The sequence below is a fragment of the Streptomyces sp. JK94 genome, assembly GCF_053613315.1.
The window spans coordinates 107,269-123,323 of sequence record NZ_JBSICH010000024.1; the positions used below are offsets into that span (position 1 = coordinate 107,269).

At 71.5% G+C, this 16,055-nt stretch carries 16 protein-coding genes; 6 read left to right on the forward strand and 10 right to left on the reverse strand.

Going from position 1 to position 16,055, the window contains the following annotated elements:
* Window positions 1–10: 10 nt before the first annotated feature.
* The 9 genes from era to ACVV2G_RS21645 all read right to left on the reverse strand — a co-directional run bounded on the left by era (window position 11) and on the right by ACVV2G_RS21645 (window position 7,761).
* Entirely contained in the window at window positions 11–964 is a 954-nt protein-coding gene (gene era / locus ACVV2G_RS21605; RefSeq protein ID WP_453844384.1) for a GTPase Era, read from the reverse strand.
* A gap of 160 nt (window positions 965–1,124) precedes the next feature.
* Window positions 1,125–1,478 (reverse strand): cytidine deaminase, encoded by a 354-nt coding sequence (locus ACVV2G_RS21610; RefSeq protein ID WP_453844385.1) that lies wholly within the window; start codon window positions 1,476–1,478, stop codon window positions 1,125–1,127.
* A gap of 66 nt (window positions 1,479–1,544) precedes the next feature.
* A complete protein-coding gene (locus tag ACVV2G_RS21615) occupies window positions 1,545–1,928 on the reverse strand; it encodes an MmcQ/YjbR family DNA-binding protein (protein WP_453844386.1) in 384 nt (127 codons plus the stop codon).
* On the reverse strand, window positions 1,925–3,229 hold the full coding sequence (locus ACVV2G_RS21620; RefSeq protein ID WP_453844387.1) for a hemolysin family protein: 1,305 nt from the start codon (window positions 3,227–3,229) through the stop codon (window positions 1,925–1,927). Before ACVV2G_RS21620 ends, ACVV2G_RS21615 begins: the two co-directional genes overlap by 4 nt.
* The gene (gene ybeY / locus ACVV2G_RS21625) at window positions 3,226–3,723 is read right to left on the reverse strand and encodes an rRNA maturation RNase YbeY (protein ID WP_453844388.1); all 498 of its coding nucleotides are present in this window, start codon (window positions 3,721–3,723) and stop codon (window positions 3,226–3,228) included. Before ybeY ends, ACVV2G_RS21620 begins: the two co-directional genes overlap by 4 nt.
* Window positions 3,724–3,735: 12 nt before the next feature.
* Complete coding sequence (locus ACVV2G_RS21630) at window positions 3,736–4,815, reverse strand: PhoH family protein (protein ID WP_453844389.1); 1,080 nt, start codon at window positions 4,813–4,815, stop codon at window positions 3,736–3,738.
* Window positions 4,816–5,028: 213 nt separating this feature from the next.
* Window positions 5,029–6,345 (reverse strand): GH1 family beta-glucosidase, encoded by a 1,317-nt coding sequence (locus ACVV2G_RS21635; protein ID WP_453844390.1) that lies wholly within the window; start codon window positions 6,343–6,345, stop codon window positions 5,029–5,031.
* 57 nt (window positions 6,346–6,402) lie between these two features.
* Window positions 6,403–6,669: a protealysin inhibitor emfourin gene (locus ACVV2G_RS21640; protein ID WP_453844391.1), complete on the reverse strand. Its 267-nt coding sequence runs from the start codon at window positions 6,667–6,669 to the stop codon at window positions 6,403–6,405.
* Between the two features lie 21 nt (window positions 6,670–6,690).
* The gene (locus ACVV2G_RS21645) at window positions 6,691–7,761 is read right to left on the reverse strand and encodes a M4 family metallopeptidase (RefSeq protein ID WP_453844392.1); all 1,071 of its coding nucleotides are present in this window, start codon (window positions 7,759–7,761) and stop codon (window positions 6,691–6,693) included.
* Window positions 7,762–8,094: 333 nt separating this feature from the next.
* On the opposite strand from ACVV2G_RS21645, the gene leuA reads away from it, so the two are divergent.
* A complete protein-coding gene (leuA, locus tag ACVV2G_RS21650) occupies window positions 8,095–9,816 on the forward strand; it encodes a 2-isopropylmalate synthase (protein ID WP_453844393.1) in 1,722 nt (573 codons plus the stop codon).
* Between the two features lie 184 nt (window positions 9,817–10,000).
* A complete protein-coding gene (locus tag ACVV2G_RS21655; protein WP_453844394.1) occupies window positions 10,001–10,696 on the forward strand; it encodes a TerB family tellurite resistance protein in 696 nt (231 codons plus the stop codon).
* Here the strand turns inward: ACVV2G_RS21655 and ACVV2G_RS21660 are convergent.
* Window positions 10,693–11,247: a GNAT family N-acetyltransferase gene (locus tag ACVV2G_RS21660; RefSeq protein WP_453844395.1), complete on the reverse strand. Its 555-nt coding sequence runs from the start codon at window positions 11,245–11,247 to the stop codon at window positions 10,693–10,695. The genes ACVV2G_RS21655 and ACVV2G_RS21660 overlap by 4 nt on opposite strands.
* A 256-nt stretch (window positions 11,248–11,503) precedes the next feature.
* Here ACVV2G_RS21660 and ACVV2G_RS21665 point away from each other — a divergent pair, with 256 nt between their 5' ends.
* The 4 genes from ACVV2G_RS21665 to ACVV2G_RS21680 are packed head-to-tail and all read left to right on the forward strand — an operon-like array spanning window position 11,504 to window position 16,055.
* Entirely contained in the window at window positions 11,504–12,274 is a 771-nt protein-coding gene (locus tag ACVV2G_RS21665) for an SCO2525 family SAM-dependent methyltransferase (RefSeq protein WP_453844396.1), read from the forward strand.
* A gap of 54 nt (window positions 12,275–12,328) precedes the next feature.
* The gene (locus ACVV2G_RS21670) at window positions 12,329–14,173 is read left to right on the forward strand and encodes an SCO2524 family protein (protein ID WP_453844397.1); all 1,845 of its coding nucleotides are present in this window, start codon (window positions 12,329–12,331) and stop codon (window positions 14,171–14,173) included.
* Between the two features lie 2 nt (window positions 14,174–14,175).
* On the forward strand, window positions 14,176–15,093 hold the full coding sequence (locus ACVV2G_RS21675) for an SCO2523 family variant P-loop protein (RefSeq protein WP_453844455.1): 918 nt from the start codon (window positions 14,176–14,178) through the stop codon (window positions 15,091–15,093).
* Window positions 15,090–16,055, forward strand: coding sequence for an SCO2522 family protein (locus ACVV2G_RS21680; RefSeq protein WP_453844398.1), 966 nt, complete (start codon window positions 15,090–15,092; stop codon window positions 16,053–16,055). The genes ACVV2G_RS21675 and ACVV2G_RS21680 overlap by 4 nt, the downstream gene beginning before the upstream one ends.

Here is a 16,055-nt window from a genome sequence, read left to right on the forward strand (position 1 = left end):
CGCGCTCCGCTCAGAACCCGAGGCGCCGCAGCTGCTTCGGGTCGCGCTGCCAGTCCTTGGCGACCTTCACGTGCAGGTCCAGGAAGACGGGGGTGCCGAGCAGCGCCTCGATCTGCTCGCGGGACTTGATGCCGACGTCCTTCAGGCGCTTGCCCTTGGGGCCGATGATGATGCCCTTCTGGCTGGGGCGTTCGATGTAGACGTTGGCGTGGATGTCCAGGAGGGGCTTGTCGGCGGGGCGGTCCTCGCGCGGCAGCATCTCCTCCACGACCACCGCGATGGAGTGCGGCAGCTCGTCCCGCACGCCCTCCAGCGCCGCCTCCCGGATCAGCTCGGCGACCATGACCTGCTCGGGCTCGTCGGTCAGGTCGCCCTCGGGGTAGAGCGCGGGGCCCTCGGGCAGCAGCGGGGTCAGCAGGTCCGCGAGCAGGCCCACCTGCCGGCCCGCGGTGGCCGAAACCGGGACGATCTCCGCCCAGGTGATGCCCAGCTCCTGGCCGAGCTGATCGATGGCGATCAGCTGCTCGGCCAGGGTCTTGGGGTCCACCAGGTCCGTCTTCGTGACGATCGCGACCTTCGGGGTCTTCCTGATCCCGGCCAGCTCCTTGGCGATGAAGCGGTCACCGGGACCGAGCTTCTCGTTCGCCGGCAGGCAGAAGCCGATGACGTCCACCTCGGCCCACGTCGTGCGCACGACGTCGTTGAGCCGCTCGCCCAGCAGCGTGCGCGGTTTGTGCAGCCCCGGGGTGTCCACCAGGATCAGCTGGGCGTCCTCGCGGTGCACGATGCCCCGCACGGTGTGCCGGGTGGTCTGCGGCCGGTTCGAGGTGATCGCCACCTTCTGCCCGACCAGAGCGTTCGTGAGGGTGGACTTGCCCGCGTTGGGGCGGCCCACGAAGCAGGCGAAGCCGGCCCGGTGAACAGTCTCGGCCGGTTCTTCGGATGACTGGGTACGAACGCTCATGGCGCCCATTGTCCCTGATCCCCGGAGCCCCGCCGCACCACGGCCGCCCATGTCCACGGGGCCTACGCCCGCCCCACGCCCCTGCCCCGTCCCGCGCCCGGGGGAGACGGCCGGGCCCCGCGGGGAGACCCGGTCCCGGAGACCGGACGGACCGCTGTGGTCAGCCCGCATCGACAGTTCTCCGTACCATGCCGTCCGGCGCGGCCAGCAGGACCGGCGTCGCGGGGCCGCCCAGGTCCCGCACCGCCGCCCGGTCCTCGTCCGGCACCGACGCCGCCTCCGTCACCACCGCCGCCGCCTCCAGCGACTTCGCGCCGGACGCCACCGCCATCGCCACCGCCGTGCGCAGGGCGCTGAGCTTGAGGGAGTCGAGGGCGACCGTGCCGGCGACGTACGTCCGGCCGGTCTCGTCGCGTACGGCGGCGCCCTCGGGGACGCCGTTGCGGGCCCGGGCCGAGCGGGCCAGGGTGACGATCTTGCGGTCCTCGGGGTCGAGGGCGGGAGTCTCGGTCATGAGGTGAGCATACGGAGCGCCGCGGCCCGCCCGGCCCGCAGGGACGCACCGAGGCCCGCCCGGCCCTCAGGGACGGTCGAGGCGAAGCCGCTCCGCGCGCGGCAGTCCGGCGACGACCAGGTCGTACGAGTCCTCGACCAGTTCCCGGACGAGACGGTCCGGGAGCGTGCCGGACCCCTCCCCGTCGGGCCCGCCGCCCACCGTCACCGTGTTCCAGTGCCGCTTGTTCATGTGCCAGCCGGGAACGATCAGCCCCGGGTGCCCGGCGCGCAGCCGGACCGCTTCGTCCGGGTCGCACTTCAGGTTGACCGTGAGCGGGCGCCCCTCCAGCGAGGACAACGCGAACATCTTCCCCAGCACCTTGAAGACCGAGGCCTCGGGGCCGAAGGGGAAGTCCTCCACCGCGGCGTCGAAGGACAGACAGAGGTCGCGCAGTTCCCCGGGGGTCATGACGACGCGGCCTCCTCGGCCCGACTCTCCGCGTCCACCGGCTCCACCAGCACCGTCACGATCTTGTTCCGGCGGCCCGCCGCGGCCTCCGCGGTCAGCCGCAGTTCGCGGCCGTCGGGCAGCTCCACGCTCGACGAGGCACCGGCGATGGGCACCCGGCCGAGCGCCTTCGCCAGCAGGCCGCCCACCGTCTCCACGTCCTCGTCGTCGAACTCCTCCAGGCCGTACAGCTCGCCCAGGTCGCCGATGTCGAGGCGGGCGGTGACCCGGAAGCGGTGCTCGCCCAGCTCCTCGACGGGCGGCAGCTCCCGGTCGTACTCGTCGGTGATCTCGCCGACGATCTCCTCGAGGATGTCCTCGATGGTGACGATCCCGGCCGTGCCGCCGTACTCGTCGATGACGACGGCGACGTGGTTGCGCTCCTTCTGCATCTCGCGCAGCAGGTCGCCGGCGTTCTTGGTGTCGGGCACGAAGAACGCCGGCCGCATCGCCGTGGAGACGAGGTCGCCCTCCGCGTCCCGGCTGATGTGCGTCCGGCGGACCAGGTCCTTCAGGTACACGATGCCGACGATGTCGTCCTCGCTGTCCCCGGTGACCGGGATGCGCGAGAAACCGGAGCGCAGGGCGAGGGTGAGCGCCTGGCGGATGGTCTTGTAGCGCTCGATGACGACCAGGTCGGTCCGCGGCACCATGACCTCCCGCACGAGCGTGTCGCCCAGCTCGAACACCGAGTGCACCATGCGGCGCTCCTCGGCCTCGATCAGCGACTCCTTCTCGGCGTAGTCGACCAGCGCGCGCAGCTCCGCCTCGGAGGCGAAGGGACCGCGGCGGAAGCCCTTGCCGGGCGTGAGCGCGTTGCCGATGAGGATGAGCAGGGACGGGATCGGACCCATGATCCGGTCCAGCGGCACCAGGACGTACGCCGCCGCCGTCGCCGTGTTCATCGGGTGCTGCCGGCCGATGGTGCGCGGGGAGACCCCGACGGCGACGTACGAGACGAGCACCATCACCGCGATGGCGATCGCCAGCGCCTCGCCGGTGCCGTCGAACTGCTTCAGGCAGGCGTACGCGACCAGGGCCGCGGCCGCCATCTCGCAGGCGACGCGGACCAGCAGCGCCACGTTGAGGTAGCGCGTCGGGTCGGCGGCGACCTTGGCGAGCTTCTCGCCGCCGCGCCGCCCGGACCGGACCGCCTCCTCGGCGCGGAAGCCGGAGACCCGGGCGAGCCCCGCCTCCGCGCACGCGGCGAGCCAGGCGACGACGACCAGGGCGACGGCGCCGGCCAGGAGCGGGAGGCTCATGAGACGGTCGGGGCCGGGGACGGGCCGGTCAGGCCCTTCTCCGCGCGCCAGCCGTCCACGATGGCGGCCTGGAGACCGAACATCTCGGCCTTCTCGTCCGGCTCCTCGTGGTCGTAACCGAGCAGGTGCAGCACCCCGTGGACGGTGAGGAGCTGGAGCTCCTCGTCCATGGAGTGCTGCGTCGGTGCCTCGGTGCCCTGTCCGGCGGCGACCTCCGGGCAGAGCACGATGTCGCCGAGCAGCCCCTGCGGCGGCTCGTCCTCGTCCTTGGCCGGCGGACGCAGCTCGTCCATCGGGAAGGACATGACGTCCGTCGGCCCCGGCAGGTCCATCCACTGGATGTGGAGCTGCTCCATGGCGTCGGCGTCCACGACGATCACCGACAGCTCGGAGAGCGGGTGGATGCGCATCCGCGCGAGCGCGTAGCGGGCGATGTCGAGGATCGCCTGCTCGTCGACCTCGGTTCCGGACTCGTTGTTGACGTCGATCGACATGGTCGTGCTGGTCTACTTCCCCTTGGCCTTGGCACCGGTTCTCGGTGTCCGGCCGCCGTTGTGGCCGCCGTTCTCGGTGCCGTTCCTGCTGTCGTACAGCTCGTACGCATCGACGATACGGCCCACCAGCTTGTGCCGGACCACGTCCTGGGACGACAGCCGGGAGAAGTGGACGTCGTCCACGCCCTCCAGGATGTCCTGCACCTGCCGCAGACCCGACTTCGTCCCGCCGGGCAGGTCGACCTGCGTCACGTCACCCGTGATCACGATCTTCGATTCGAAGCCGAGGCGGGTGAGGAACATCTTCATCTGCTCGGGGCTGGTGTTCTGGGCCTCGTCCAGGATGATGAAGGCGTCGTTCAGCGTCCGGCCGCGCATGTACGCCAGCGGCGCGACCTCGATCGTCCCCGCCGCCATCAGCCGCGGGATCGAGTCCGGGTCGAGCATGTCGTGCAGCGCGTCGTACAGCGGACGCAGGTACGGGTCGATCTTCTCGTAGAGCGTGCCCGGCAGGAAGCCGAGCCGCTCGCCGGCCTCGACCGCCGGGCGGGTCAGGATGATGCGGTTGACCTGCTTGGACTGCAGGGCCTGCACCGCCTTGGCCATCGCCAGGTAGGTCTTGCCGGTGCCCGCGGGGCCGATGCCGAAGACGATGGTGTGCTTGTCGATCGCGTCGACGTACCGCTTCTGGTTCAGCGTCTTGGGGCGGATGGTGCGACCGCGCGAGGACAGGATGTTCTGCGTGAGCACCTCGGCCGGGGTCTCCTGGCCGTCGCTCTCCCCGTTCTCGCTCGCCTTGAGCATGGCGATCGAGCGTTCCACTGCGTCCTCCGTCATCGGCTGCCCCGTGCGGAGCACCAGCATCATCTCGTCGAACACGCGCTGGACGAGGGCGACCTCATGGGCGTCGCCGACCGCGCTGATCTCGTTGCCCCGGACATGGATGTCGGCCGCCGGGAAGGCCTTCTCGATCACGCGCAGGAGGGAGTCGCCGGACCCCAGCACGGTCACCATGGGGTGCTGGGCGGGGACGGTGAACTGTGCTCTCGACTGCCCCTGCGCGGGCGTGTGAGCTGTGGGTGTCTGAGTCATGGGCCGGCGCTCTAGGCCTGCAAGTCCTCCTCTGCGGCGTACGCCGCGTGACTGGCGTGTCTGACGACTCCAGCGTACGACTCCCCGCCGACAGCGCCGAGGCCTTTTGTACGACCGGTCGGTACGACCGGCGCCCGGCGTGCCGTCCGCGCTCCCCCGGGACCCGGACGCGGCCCGTCGCCCCGCCCGCCCGGCCCCCTCCGTGCCCGGGCGTCACCGCGTCCGCCGCCCCTGCCTCCGCAGCAGGTCCCGGAACCAGCGGTACGACGCCTTGGGGGTGCGTTCGAGCGTCGCGAAGTCCACGTGCACCAGCCCGAACCGGCGCGCGTACCCCTCGGCCCACTCGAAGTTGTCCAGCAGCGACCACACGAAGTAGCCGCGCACGTCCACGCCCGCCTCCAGCGCCCGGTGCAGGGCGCGGACGTGCCCGTCGAGGTACGTGATGCGGTCCTGGTCGTCGAGCCCGTCGTAGGCGCAGCCGTTCTCGGTGATCACGATCGGCGGGAGCCGGTCGCCGTAGCGGTCGCGGAAGCCGGTGAGCAGCTCGGTGAGCCCCTCGGGGACGACGGGCCAGCCGGAGTCCGTCCGGGGCCGGTCCTCGATCCCGCGCACCGAGAAGGGCAGCTCCGCGGGCAGCGTCAGGCCCCCGAACCCGGTCTCCGCACCCCGCGGGGCCCCCACCCGGGCCGGCGCGTAGTAGTTCACGCCGTACCAGTCCAGCGGCTCGGCGATGATCTTCAGGTCCGCCGGCACGTCCCCCGGCATCAGCTCCCCGATGCCGTCCGGGTACCGCCCGGTCAGCACGGGGTCGGCGAAGAGCCGGTTCAGCAGGACGTCGTAGAGGTCCGCCGCCTCCCGGTCGGCCGGGCCGTCCGACGCCGGCCAGGTCGGTCCGTGCGAGTTGGCGATCCCGACGTCCGTGGCGCCCGAGGCACGCAGCGCCCGCACCGCCAGGCCGTGCGCGAGAAGCTGGTGGTGGGCCACCGGGAGCGCGTCGAACAGCAGCTCCCCGCCGGGGGCGTGCGCGCCGAGGGCGTGGCCCAGCAGGGTGTGCTCGGCGGGCTCGTTGAGCGTGATCCACTTGTCCACGCGGTCCCCGAGCCGGTCCGCGACCACCGACACGTACCGCGCGAAACGCGACGCCGTGTCCCGCTCCAGCCAGTCCAGCCCGGCCGGCAGGTCCCAGTGGAAGAGCGTCGGCACCGGCCGGACGCCCGCCGCCCGGAGCGCGTCGACCAGCCGGTCGTAGAAGTCGAGGCCACCGGGGGAGTTCACCCGGGGCCAGGAGACCGAGAAGCGGTAGGCGTCCACGCCCAGGTCCGCCAGCAGCGCCACGTCCTCGCGGTAGCGGTGGTAGTGGTCGCAGGCCACCGCCGCCGTCGAGCCGTCCTTCACCCGCCCGGGCCCGGCGGTGAAGACGTCCCACACGGACGGCTCCCGCAGCTGGACCGCGCCCTCGATCTGGTGCGCCGAGGTCGACACGCCCCACAGGAAGCCGTCCGGGAACCGGGGTGCCGGGTGCGTCGCCATGCGCGGATCATCCGCACCGCCGGTGAGGGAAGTCAACGCCCCTTCCCCGCCCGCGCGTTACGCCCCCTCCTTCAGCACCCGCGAGATCAGCCTGCGCTGCTCGTCCGTCAGCCGGGGATCGGCGGCGTACACCGTCCTGCCGTCCACGGTGATCCGGTAGCTGAAGCCGTCCGGCACCCCGACGGGCGGTGTGTCCCGCCCGTCGGCCGCCGCCCGCTCCGCCAGGGCGTGCCACTCGTCCGCGTCGGGGCGTCCCGCGGTGTCGACCTCCGCGTGGCGTTCGATGCCCGCGAAGCCTCCTGTGCGCCTCACCTGAATCCGCATGGGTCCGTGTCTAGTACGGAACTACAGCGTGCGCACCCCGACCTGCTCCCAGCCCTTGCGCACCGCCTCCAGCTCCGCCGCGTCGCCGTACCGCTCCCGGGCCGCCTTGACGGTCAGCGCGGCGAAGTCCGCGAACAGCGCGTCCTGCGCCAGCTCGCCGCCGGTCAGCACGTCGTACCAGATCTGCCCGGCCCGCTCCCAGGCGTGGCCGCCCAGCGCCGTGGCGACGAGGTAGAAGGCGTGGTTGGGGATGCCGGAGTTGATGTGCACGCCGCCGTTGTCGCGGCCGGTGCGGACGAAGTCGTCCATCGTCGCCGGCTGCGGGTCCTTGCCGAGGACGTCGTCGTCGTACGCCGTGCCCGGGGCCTTCATGGAGCGCAGCGCCACCCCCGTGACGCGCGGGGCGAGCAGCCCGGCGCCGATCAGCCAGTCGGCCTCGGCGGCGGTCTGGCCGAGCGAGTACTGCTTGACGAGGGCGCCGAAGACGTCCGACACCGACTCGTTGAGGGCGCCGGGCTGGCCGTAGTAGGTCAGGTTGGCGGTGTGCTGGACGACGCCGTGGGTCAGCTCGTGGCCGATGACGTCGAGGGGGATGGTGAAGTCGAGGAAGATCTCCCCGTCCCCGTCGCCGAAGACCATCTGCTCGCCGTTCCAGAAGGCGTTGTTGTACTCGCGGTCGTAGTGCACGGTCGCGTCCAGCGGCAGCCCCTCGCCGTCGACGGAGTCGCGCCCGTACACCTTCAGGAAGTGCTCGAAGGTGGCGCCGAGGCCCGCGTAGGCCCGGTTCACGGTGGCGTCCTTGCCGGGCTCCTCGCCCTCGCCGCGCGCCTTCCTGCCCGGCAGGTCGGTGCCGTGCCGCGCGTCGAAGACCGTGCGCTGCGGCTTCCCGGGCTCGGCGTCGGCGCGCGGGGCGACGGCGGGGGCGCCGATGACCGTGGTCAGCGAGCGGTGGGTGCGCTCGAAGGCGTCGCGCTGGAGGGTCCGGCGGGCGGGTCCGGCGAGCACCGGGTCCTCGTGCCGGGCGAGCCGGTCGAGGACGTGGGGCGGCACGATGGTGCAGAAGACGGGCTCGAAGCCCCCGTGGGTCGTCATGAACCGCACCATCGCACCGGGTGACCGGGCTGTCACCACCGGTAACCATGATTGGTGAAATGCGGGCCCAAGACGCCCCGGTGGCCGGCGGTCAGTGGTATACGGCACTCTTTGTCCCGTTTCCCGCCGTGGTCCCGCATACTGATACACACCCGCGGGACCGGCGTGCCTCGGCTAAGGTGCTGAGCATCATGCGTTTCGGGCTGCTTCTCCTTAGCTGCCGCGGCGAGGGCCTGTAGAGGCCGACTCCCTCCCCGCGGAGCTTGGTGGTGCGCGTCGGCCGTCTCTCTGGACACGCGGACACCGCGGACATCACGAGGAGCCCACGCCAACATGGCCAACCGTCAGCAGCCCAGTTCCATGCCGACCGCCAAGTACCGCGGTTACGAGCAGGTCGACCTCCCCGACCGCACCTGGCCCGGGCAGCGCGTCACCACCGCCCCCCGCTGGCTCTCCACCGACCTGCGCGACGGCAACCAGGCGCTGATCGACCCCATGTCGCCCGCCCGCAAGCGCGCGATGTTCGACCTGCTGGTCAGGATGGGCTACAAGGAGATCGAGGTCGGGTTCCCCGCCTCGGGCCAGACCGACTACGACTTCGTACGGTCCATCATCGAGGACCCGGACGCCATCCCGGACGACGTGACGATCTCCGTGCTGACGCAGGCCCGCGAGGACCTGATCGAGCGCACGGTGGAGTCCCTGAAGGGCGCCCGGCGCGCCACCGTCCACCTGTACAACGCCACCGCCCCGGTCTTCCGCCGGGTCGTCTTCCGCGGCTCCCGGGACGACATCAAGCAGATCGCCGTCGACGGCACCCGCCTGGTCGTGGAGTACGCCGAGAAGCTGCTGGGCCCCGAGACGGAGTTCGGCTACCAGTACAGCCCCGAGATCTTCACCGACACCGAGCTGGACTTCGCCCTGGAGGTCTGCGAGGCGGTGATGGACACCTACCGGCCCGGCCCCGGCCGCGAGATCATCCTCAACCTGCCCGCCACCGTGGAGCGTTCGACGCCGTCCACGCACGCCGACCGCTTCGAGTGGATGGGCCGCCACCTGTCCCGCCGCGAGCACGTCTGCCTGTCCGTCCACCCGCACAACGACCGCGGTACCGCGGTGGCGGCGGCCGAACTGGCGCTGATGGCCGGCGCCGACCGCGTCGAGGGCTGCCTGTTCGGGCAGGGCGAGCGCACCGGGAACGTCGACCTGGTCACCCTGGGCATGAACCTGTTCTCGCAGGGCGTCGACCCGCAGATCGACTTCTCCGACATCGACGAGATCCGCCGCACGTGGGAGTACTGCAACCAGATGGAGGTCCACCCGCGCCACCCGTACGTGGGCGACCTGGTCTACACGTCCTTCTCCGGCTCCCACCAGGACGCCATCAAGAAGGGCTTCGACGCCATGGAGGCCGACGCCGCCGCGCAGGGCGTCACCGTCGACGACATCGAGTGGGCCGTCCCCTACCTGCCCATCGACCCCAAGGACGTCGGCCGCTCCTACGAGGCGGTCATCCGCGTCAACTCGCAGTCCGGCAAGGGCGGCATCGCCTACGTCCTCAAGAACGACCACAAGCTGGACCTGCCGCGCCGGATGCAGATCGAGTTCTCGAAGATCATCCAGGCGAAGACGGACGCCGAGGGCGGCGAGATCACGCCCACCGCCATCTGGGACGTCTTCCAGGACGAGTACCTGCCCAACCCGGACAACGCCTGGGGCCGCATCCAGGTCGCCCACGGGCAGACCACCACCGACCGCGACGGCGTCGACACCCTCACCGTCGAGGCCACGGTCGACGGCGCGGAGACCACCCTGGTCGGCACCGGCAACGGACCGATCTCGGCCTTCTTCCAGGCGCTGCAGGGCGTCGGCATCGACGTACGCCTGCTGGACTACCAGGAGCACACGATGAGCGAGGGCGCCTCCGCGCAGGCCGCCTCCTACATCGAGTGCGCCATCGGCGACAAGGTGCTGTGGGGCATCGGAATCGACGCGAACACCACACGCGCCTCGCTGAAGGCGGTCGTCTCCGCCGTCAACCGCGCGGCTCGCTGACCAGCCGAATCAGTGGTTTGGGGCCCCGCTCGCCGGAAAACGGCGGGCGGGGCCCCGTCGGATACCGGCCATCTCCGTGTGCAGGTCACGGAAAGGTCTCTTCCGGGGTACTGACTCCACGTCGGTGATGTGGCTAACATCACGCCAGCGCGACGATGCTGTCGCGCCGTTACGGAGGTGCGACGTGCTGCCTGGACGGGAACGAAACGGCCGAGCTGTCCGACTGCCGCGCCTCCTGGGCACGCGCACCGCGTGGACGCCCGTCGGGGACGGCGAGTTCTTCTGCCCGGGCTGCGGGGGCGACCGCAACTACCAGCGGCTCACCGGCCGCCGCCGCTTCACGCTGCTCGGCGTGCCCGTGCTGCCGCGCGGCGAGTCCGCACCGACGGTCGAGTGCGCGGCCTGCCGCCGCCACTACGGCACCGACGTCCTCGACCACCCGACCACCACCCGCTTCTGCGCGATGCTCCGCGACGCCGTCCACACCGTCGCCCTCGCGGTCCTGGCCGCCGGCGGGACCTGCTCGCGCACGTCACTGGAGACGGCGGCCGCCGCGGTGCGCGCGGCCGGCTTCGAGGACTGCACCGAGGACCAGCTCGGCGCGCTGGTCGAGGCGCTGGAGGCGGACACCGGCCGGGTCCACGGCGAGCCCTGCGTGCCCGGGCTGGCCATAGAACTCCACGAGGCCCTGGACCCGCTGGCCCCGCACCTCGCCGCCGTCGGCCGCGAGTCGATCCTCCTCCAGGGCGCCCGCATCGCGCTGGCCGACGGCCCCTACACCCCCGCCGAACGCGACGCGCTGGCCACGGTCGGCGCCGCCCTGACCATCTGCTCCGACGACGTGAGCCGCCTCCTGGAGTCGGCGGGCACACCGTCCTAGCCGGCCGGCTCTCCCGGACCCGGCAGGTCCAGGCGCATGATCTGGCGGTGCATGCCCGGGCCGAAGTAGTCCGCGCGCAGCCCGCCGTCCGGCTCCTCCGGGCGAAAGCCCAGCGAGCGGTAGAGCAGGATGGCGGCGAGGTTGGCGGGTTCCACGGTGAGGCGGACCACCTCCGTCCCGTCCCGGCGCAGCCGGTGCAGCACCTCCGTCATCAGCTCCCGGCCCAGTCCGTGGCGCCGGCGGTCCGGGGTCACGCACAGGCCGAGTATCCAGCTGTCCGCGCCGAGCGCCCTGGTGGCGGCCAGTACGTAGCCCCGCAGCCGGCCCGTGCCGTCGTCGAGGACCAGGAAGTGCTCCTCGTACATGTCGAAGAGCTGGCGCAGCAGGAAGCCGGGGTAGGCCACCTCCTGGAAGACCTCCTCGTCGAGCCGCCGCAGTTCGGGCAGGTCGGCCTCCCGCGCCGTGCGCAGGATCAGGGGCGGGGCGTCCGGGTCGGGTTCCGTGAGCCGGTCGTGGTGGTCCAGGGAACGTTCCAGCGGTTCGGCGGTCATGCAACCCCCAGTCGGGACGTGCGGACGTCAACTCGGCGGCACCGGGGCGGCGACCCGAAGGAATGAGCCTTCGTGTGGCGTCCGGTTACTCCTTCTGGCTAGAGTGAGCGTCCAACTTCCCCTGTGCAAGGGCGAATTCGGGTGTGCCGCTGTGCGCCCGACGTGCGCCCGGCGGATGGGAAGTGGCGAGTTCCCAGCTGTCTCCGCGTGCCCCGGTCGTTTACCGTGCACATCATTGGGGCTTGTCCGGAATCGAATGGAACGCGGCAGGGTGACTATGGATCGCAATGCCGACGCACCCTGGTCACAGTTCGATCCAGAGGTGTACGTCGACAACAACTACCGGACACCGCTCGAAGTGGACCTGCGCATCGTCCGGTTGCTGCGCGACTACTTCACCCGCTGCTTCTCCCGGGGCGTCCCGGATTCCGTGCGGGGCGTCGACGTCGGTGCCGGCGCGAATCTCTATCCCGCGCTCTCCATGCTCCCCTGGTGCGAAAAGGTACTCCTGCTGGAATTCGCGCGTCCGAATGTCGCGTACCTGGAGAGGCAGGTCTCCTCCGGGGGGTACGACACGGCGTGGGACGCGTTCTGGGAGGAACTCCGCCAGGCCCCGGCCTACGCCGCGGTCGAACCGAGGAGCCGGTGCGGCGAGATCGTCCGGGTGGAGCGGGGCAACCTGTTCGACCTCGACGGACACCGGCGCTGGGACATCGGGACCATGTTCTTCGTCGCCGACTCGATGTCCGAGTGCCCCGACGAGTTCCAGCGCGGTGTGCGGTGCTTCATGAACGCCCTCGCAGAGGGCGCTCCGTTCGCCGCCGCGTTCATGAAGGAGTCCGTCGGCTACCGCGTCGGCGCACACGACTACCCGGCCTGCCGGGTGAACGAGGACCGGGTCAGGGAGAGCCTGGAACCGTTCACCGGGGAGCTGGAAATCCACGATCTGCACCACGTGGTGCGCCCGGGACACGAGGGAATCCTCCTCGCCCTGGGGCGGCGCAATTCGGAGGTTGCCCCCCCCTGAGAACGGGGACCATGCTGAACACAGCGCAACGAGATCTGTACAAGGGGTGCGGGGATGCAGATCAAGCCACGCCAGCACATGCTGGAGATCTGGCAGGCCATGGCCCGTCATTCGTTCGAGGACGGGAAGCTCGTCCGGGGGGACACCGACGGGCTGAGCTGCGTCGCCGACGCCGAACGCCTGCTCTGCCTGCTCTATCCGGCCACCGAGGTCCCCGCCTTCCGCCTCGACCAGCCCGACACCACCGAACGTGACGTCCTGCGCGCCCTCGACCGGCTCGGCAGCCGGCTGGAGATCCCGCCCAACCTGATCACCGCGCTGACCCAGTTCATGCGCACCCACACCGACGCGGACGACAGCCCCACCTTCGCCGGCGGCCACTACTTCCGGCCCGCCGGCCCCGGCGGCCAGATCACCCCCGAACAGAGCCGGCTGGGCGTGGTCGACTCCTACTCCATGTCCGTCACGCTCTGCCTCGCCACCCTCGGCTTCCTCAAGATCTACGAGGGCACCACGACCCGCCCCGAGGTGCTCAGGGCGATCGCCGAGCTGAGAAACGCCACGAACGCCCGGCTGACCGCCGCCATGGTCAGCCTGCTGCGCTCCTTCACCGTCAACGTCTTCGACGCCGAGTCCGAACAGGGCGAGCGGCTGATCCAGGTCGTCGGACAGGGCAGGCAGTCCGACCGGGCCGTCCTCCAGCAGTTCTCCCGCAAGTTACGCCCCCTGCGCGCCACCATCATCGAGAGCCTCACCCGCGGCATCCAGGTCGACGAGGGCATCCGCGACGAGAGCCAGCTCTTCGAGTGCGGCTGGGCCTGGGGCGTCGTCAAGGACGCACCGACCGTCACCGACCTGGACGTCCCCGTCCCCGGCCAGCCCGACGGCATCGCCGACCGGTTGCCCTACGTCTACTTCACCGTCGTCGCCCTCGACGGCATCCAGGACCTGTTCTCCGACCGCACCCTCACCCTCGGCCTGCTCGACGCCGACCAGCAGAAGCTCGCCGAGGCCCTGCGGCTGCGCTGGGAACTCAGCCAGCAGTACTGGTCCGCGATCGCCCGCTTCGGTGCCGAACGCTGGCCCCTGGAGGACCTGCCCTGGCAGACCACCGGCCTGCGCCTGGAATCCGAGTACTTCTCCCTGACCGTCGCGGCCATCCTCGTCCACGACCTGGTCCGCCGGAAGGCGACCGACGACGACCTCACCCGCACCGTCGCCATCATGGAGCGCCTCGCCGACCGGGGCCGGGTCACCAGCCGGATGACCAAGGACGACCCCACCATCCGACTGCACACCCCCGGCGTCACCATGCCGCTCGCCGGGTCCGAGCGCTCCGGCGGAGTGCTCCTGTGGCGGATGACCGACTACTCCGCCCAGCTCCTCAAGCGGATCGTCCAGCTCGCCACCCTGTCGCGGAACATCGGCGCCCAGGACCGGCTGCTGCGCCTGGCCGAGCAGGCCTTCGAACACTTGTGGGCCCGGCGCATCGGCGACGAGGAAGGCGTCGGCCTCTGGGACAACGTCCGGTCCGTCTACCCCGACGCGCGCGACGTCGGACTGCGCATGTCCTGGAGCATCACCGAACGCGTCACCGAGTGCCTCGTCGCCGCCCGCAACCTCTACGAACAGCAGCCCATCCGCAGCCCCGGACTCGCCGGGCTGGCCCGCGAACTGCTCAGCGAGGCCACCCACCTGTTCGGCAAGGAGCAGCTGGAGGCCTCCGCCGCCGTCGACGGCAGCCGGGCCCGGGCCATGCGGAGCATCGAGAGCCGCCTCGACCACGCCCGCACCCTGGTCGACGAACGGCCCGCCACCGCCTTCGCCCTGGCCCTCCCGGTCCTGCGGGAACTCGACACCCTGGCCCAGGCCAGGGGAGCCGCCGCGCAGGAGGTGTGAGCGTGCTCGTCTTCGCCGCCTCCGACAAAGGGGGCACCGGACGCTCGGTGACCAGCGCCAACCTGGCCTACCAACGCGCCCTCACCGGCGACCACGTGGCCTACGTGGACTTCGACTTCGGCTCGCCCACCGCCGCCGCCGTCTTCGACGTGCCCGGCGCGATGCGCGGCACCGAGGAGCGCGGCCTGCACTCCTACCTGGACGGCGAGACGGCCGAGCCGGCCAGGATCGACGTCTGGCGCCAGACCGAGCACCCGCTGCTGCGCGCCCGCCCCAACCAGTCCGGCCGGCTCGTCCTGTTCCCCGGCGACGTCGGCGGCGGCGAGTTCGCCATCGGCGAGGAAGCCCTGGAGCGGTGCATCGACCTGCTGCTGCGGCTGAACGGCGAGTTCGACATCACCGTCGTCGACCTCAGCGCCGGCCGCAGCTACGCCGTCGACATGGTCCTCGCGGCCACCGCCCACCCCCGGATGCGCAACGTCGCCTTCCGCTGGCTCGTCTTCCACCGCTGGACCCGGCAGCACGTGATCGCCGCCTCCGGGCTGGTCCACGCGGCCCACGGCATCATCGGCGAGGGCGTCGCACGCGGGCACGACGAGGACGGTCTGCGGGCCGCGATCCGCTTCGTGCGGGCCGCCGTACCCGATCCCGAGTCGCCGCTGTGGTCCCTGGGCTCACCCGCCCAGGCCGCCTGGATGCAGGCCTGCGACGAGGCGCTGCGCCGGCTCGCCGCCGAGCAGCGCATCGGCGACAGCGTGGTCCTCGGCGTCGTACCGCTGGAGCCCATACTCCAGTGGCGCGAGCAGCTGATCACCGAGGAGGACGTGCTTTCCACCCAGATCGCCAACAAGGAGACCCTGGAGGCGCTGGAGGAGATCGCCCGGCGCCTCACCGACGACGCGCACTGGGGGCGGCCATGACCGGAGCGGTGTTCCGCGAGACCGCCGCCGAACCGCGCACCCAGTCGGTGCCGCTGTCCCACCTCTCCCTGGAGCTGGGCCACCTCTACATGGAGGACTTCGAGGCCGGGCCCGGACGCCTGCGCCGGCACTTCACCGAAGTACGCCCCTGGGCGGAGGCGGCCCGCGCCGCCGCCACCGCCCGCACCGGCGGCAGGCGCCCCCGGATCAGCACCTGCTTCCTGATCGACGACTACTTCACCCGCTTCTCCACCCCCGCCGACGTCGTGCCCATGCTGCTCGCGGAGGCCGAACGGGCCGGGCTGAGCGTCGACTACCTCGCCCGCGAGTCCGGCTGCGCCGTCACCGGCACGGTGCCCGTCGCCGAGGCGGTGGCCGGCCGCATCGTCGAGTCGCCGCCTCCCGGCAGCCACGGCCTGCGGCCCCCCGCCGCGCAGACCGGCTGGCTGGCCAACGGCGAGCGCAGCCCCGTGGCCCGCGCCCCGCAGGCGATGAAGCGCGCCACCGCCTGGCAGCCGCCGAAGGAGACCGCCGCCCGCCGCCACTCCGTCTTCCTCGACGTCGAGCTGTGGAGCGACGACCCCGACGGGCACCGCACCTGGTCCTGCCCCTTCCTCGCCGCCGTGTGGCAGCTCGCCCGCCTCGGCCTGCTGCGCAACGAGGGCGAGGCCGTCCTCGTCCCCCAGCCGCACACCGGCACCGGCTTCCCGGACGACTGGGACGAACTGCCCTCCCTCATCCGGCTCGACGACCGCGCCGCCCCCTTCGCCGCCTACCGGACCTGCTCGGTGCTGCCCACCCGGTTCCTGCCCGTCGAACACGCGGTCCGCGTGATCCTCGACCAGACCGAGGTCGACCCGGGAGCGCTGGAGCAGGTCGCCGAACGCTCCGGGCGGGAGGACACACCCGTCCCCGACTCGGTCGCCGACCGGATCTCCTACGTCTACTACGCGGGGCCCTGA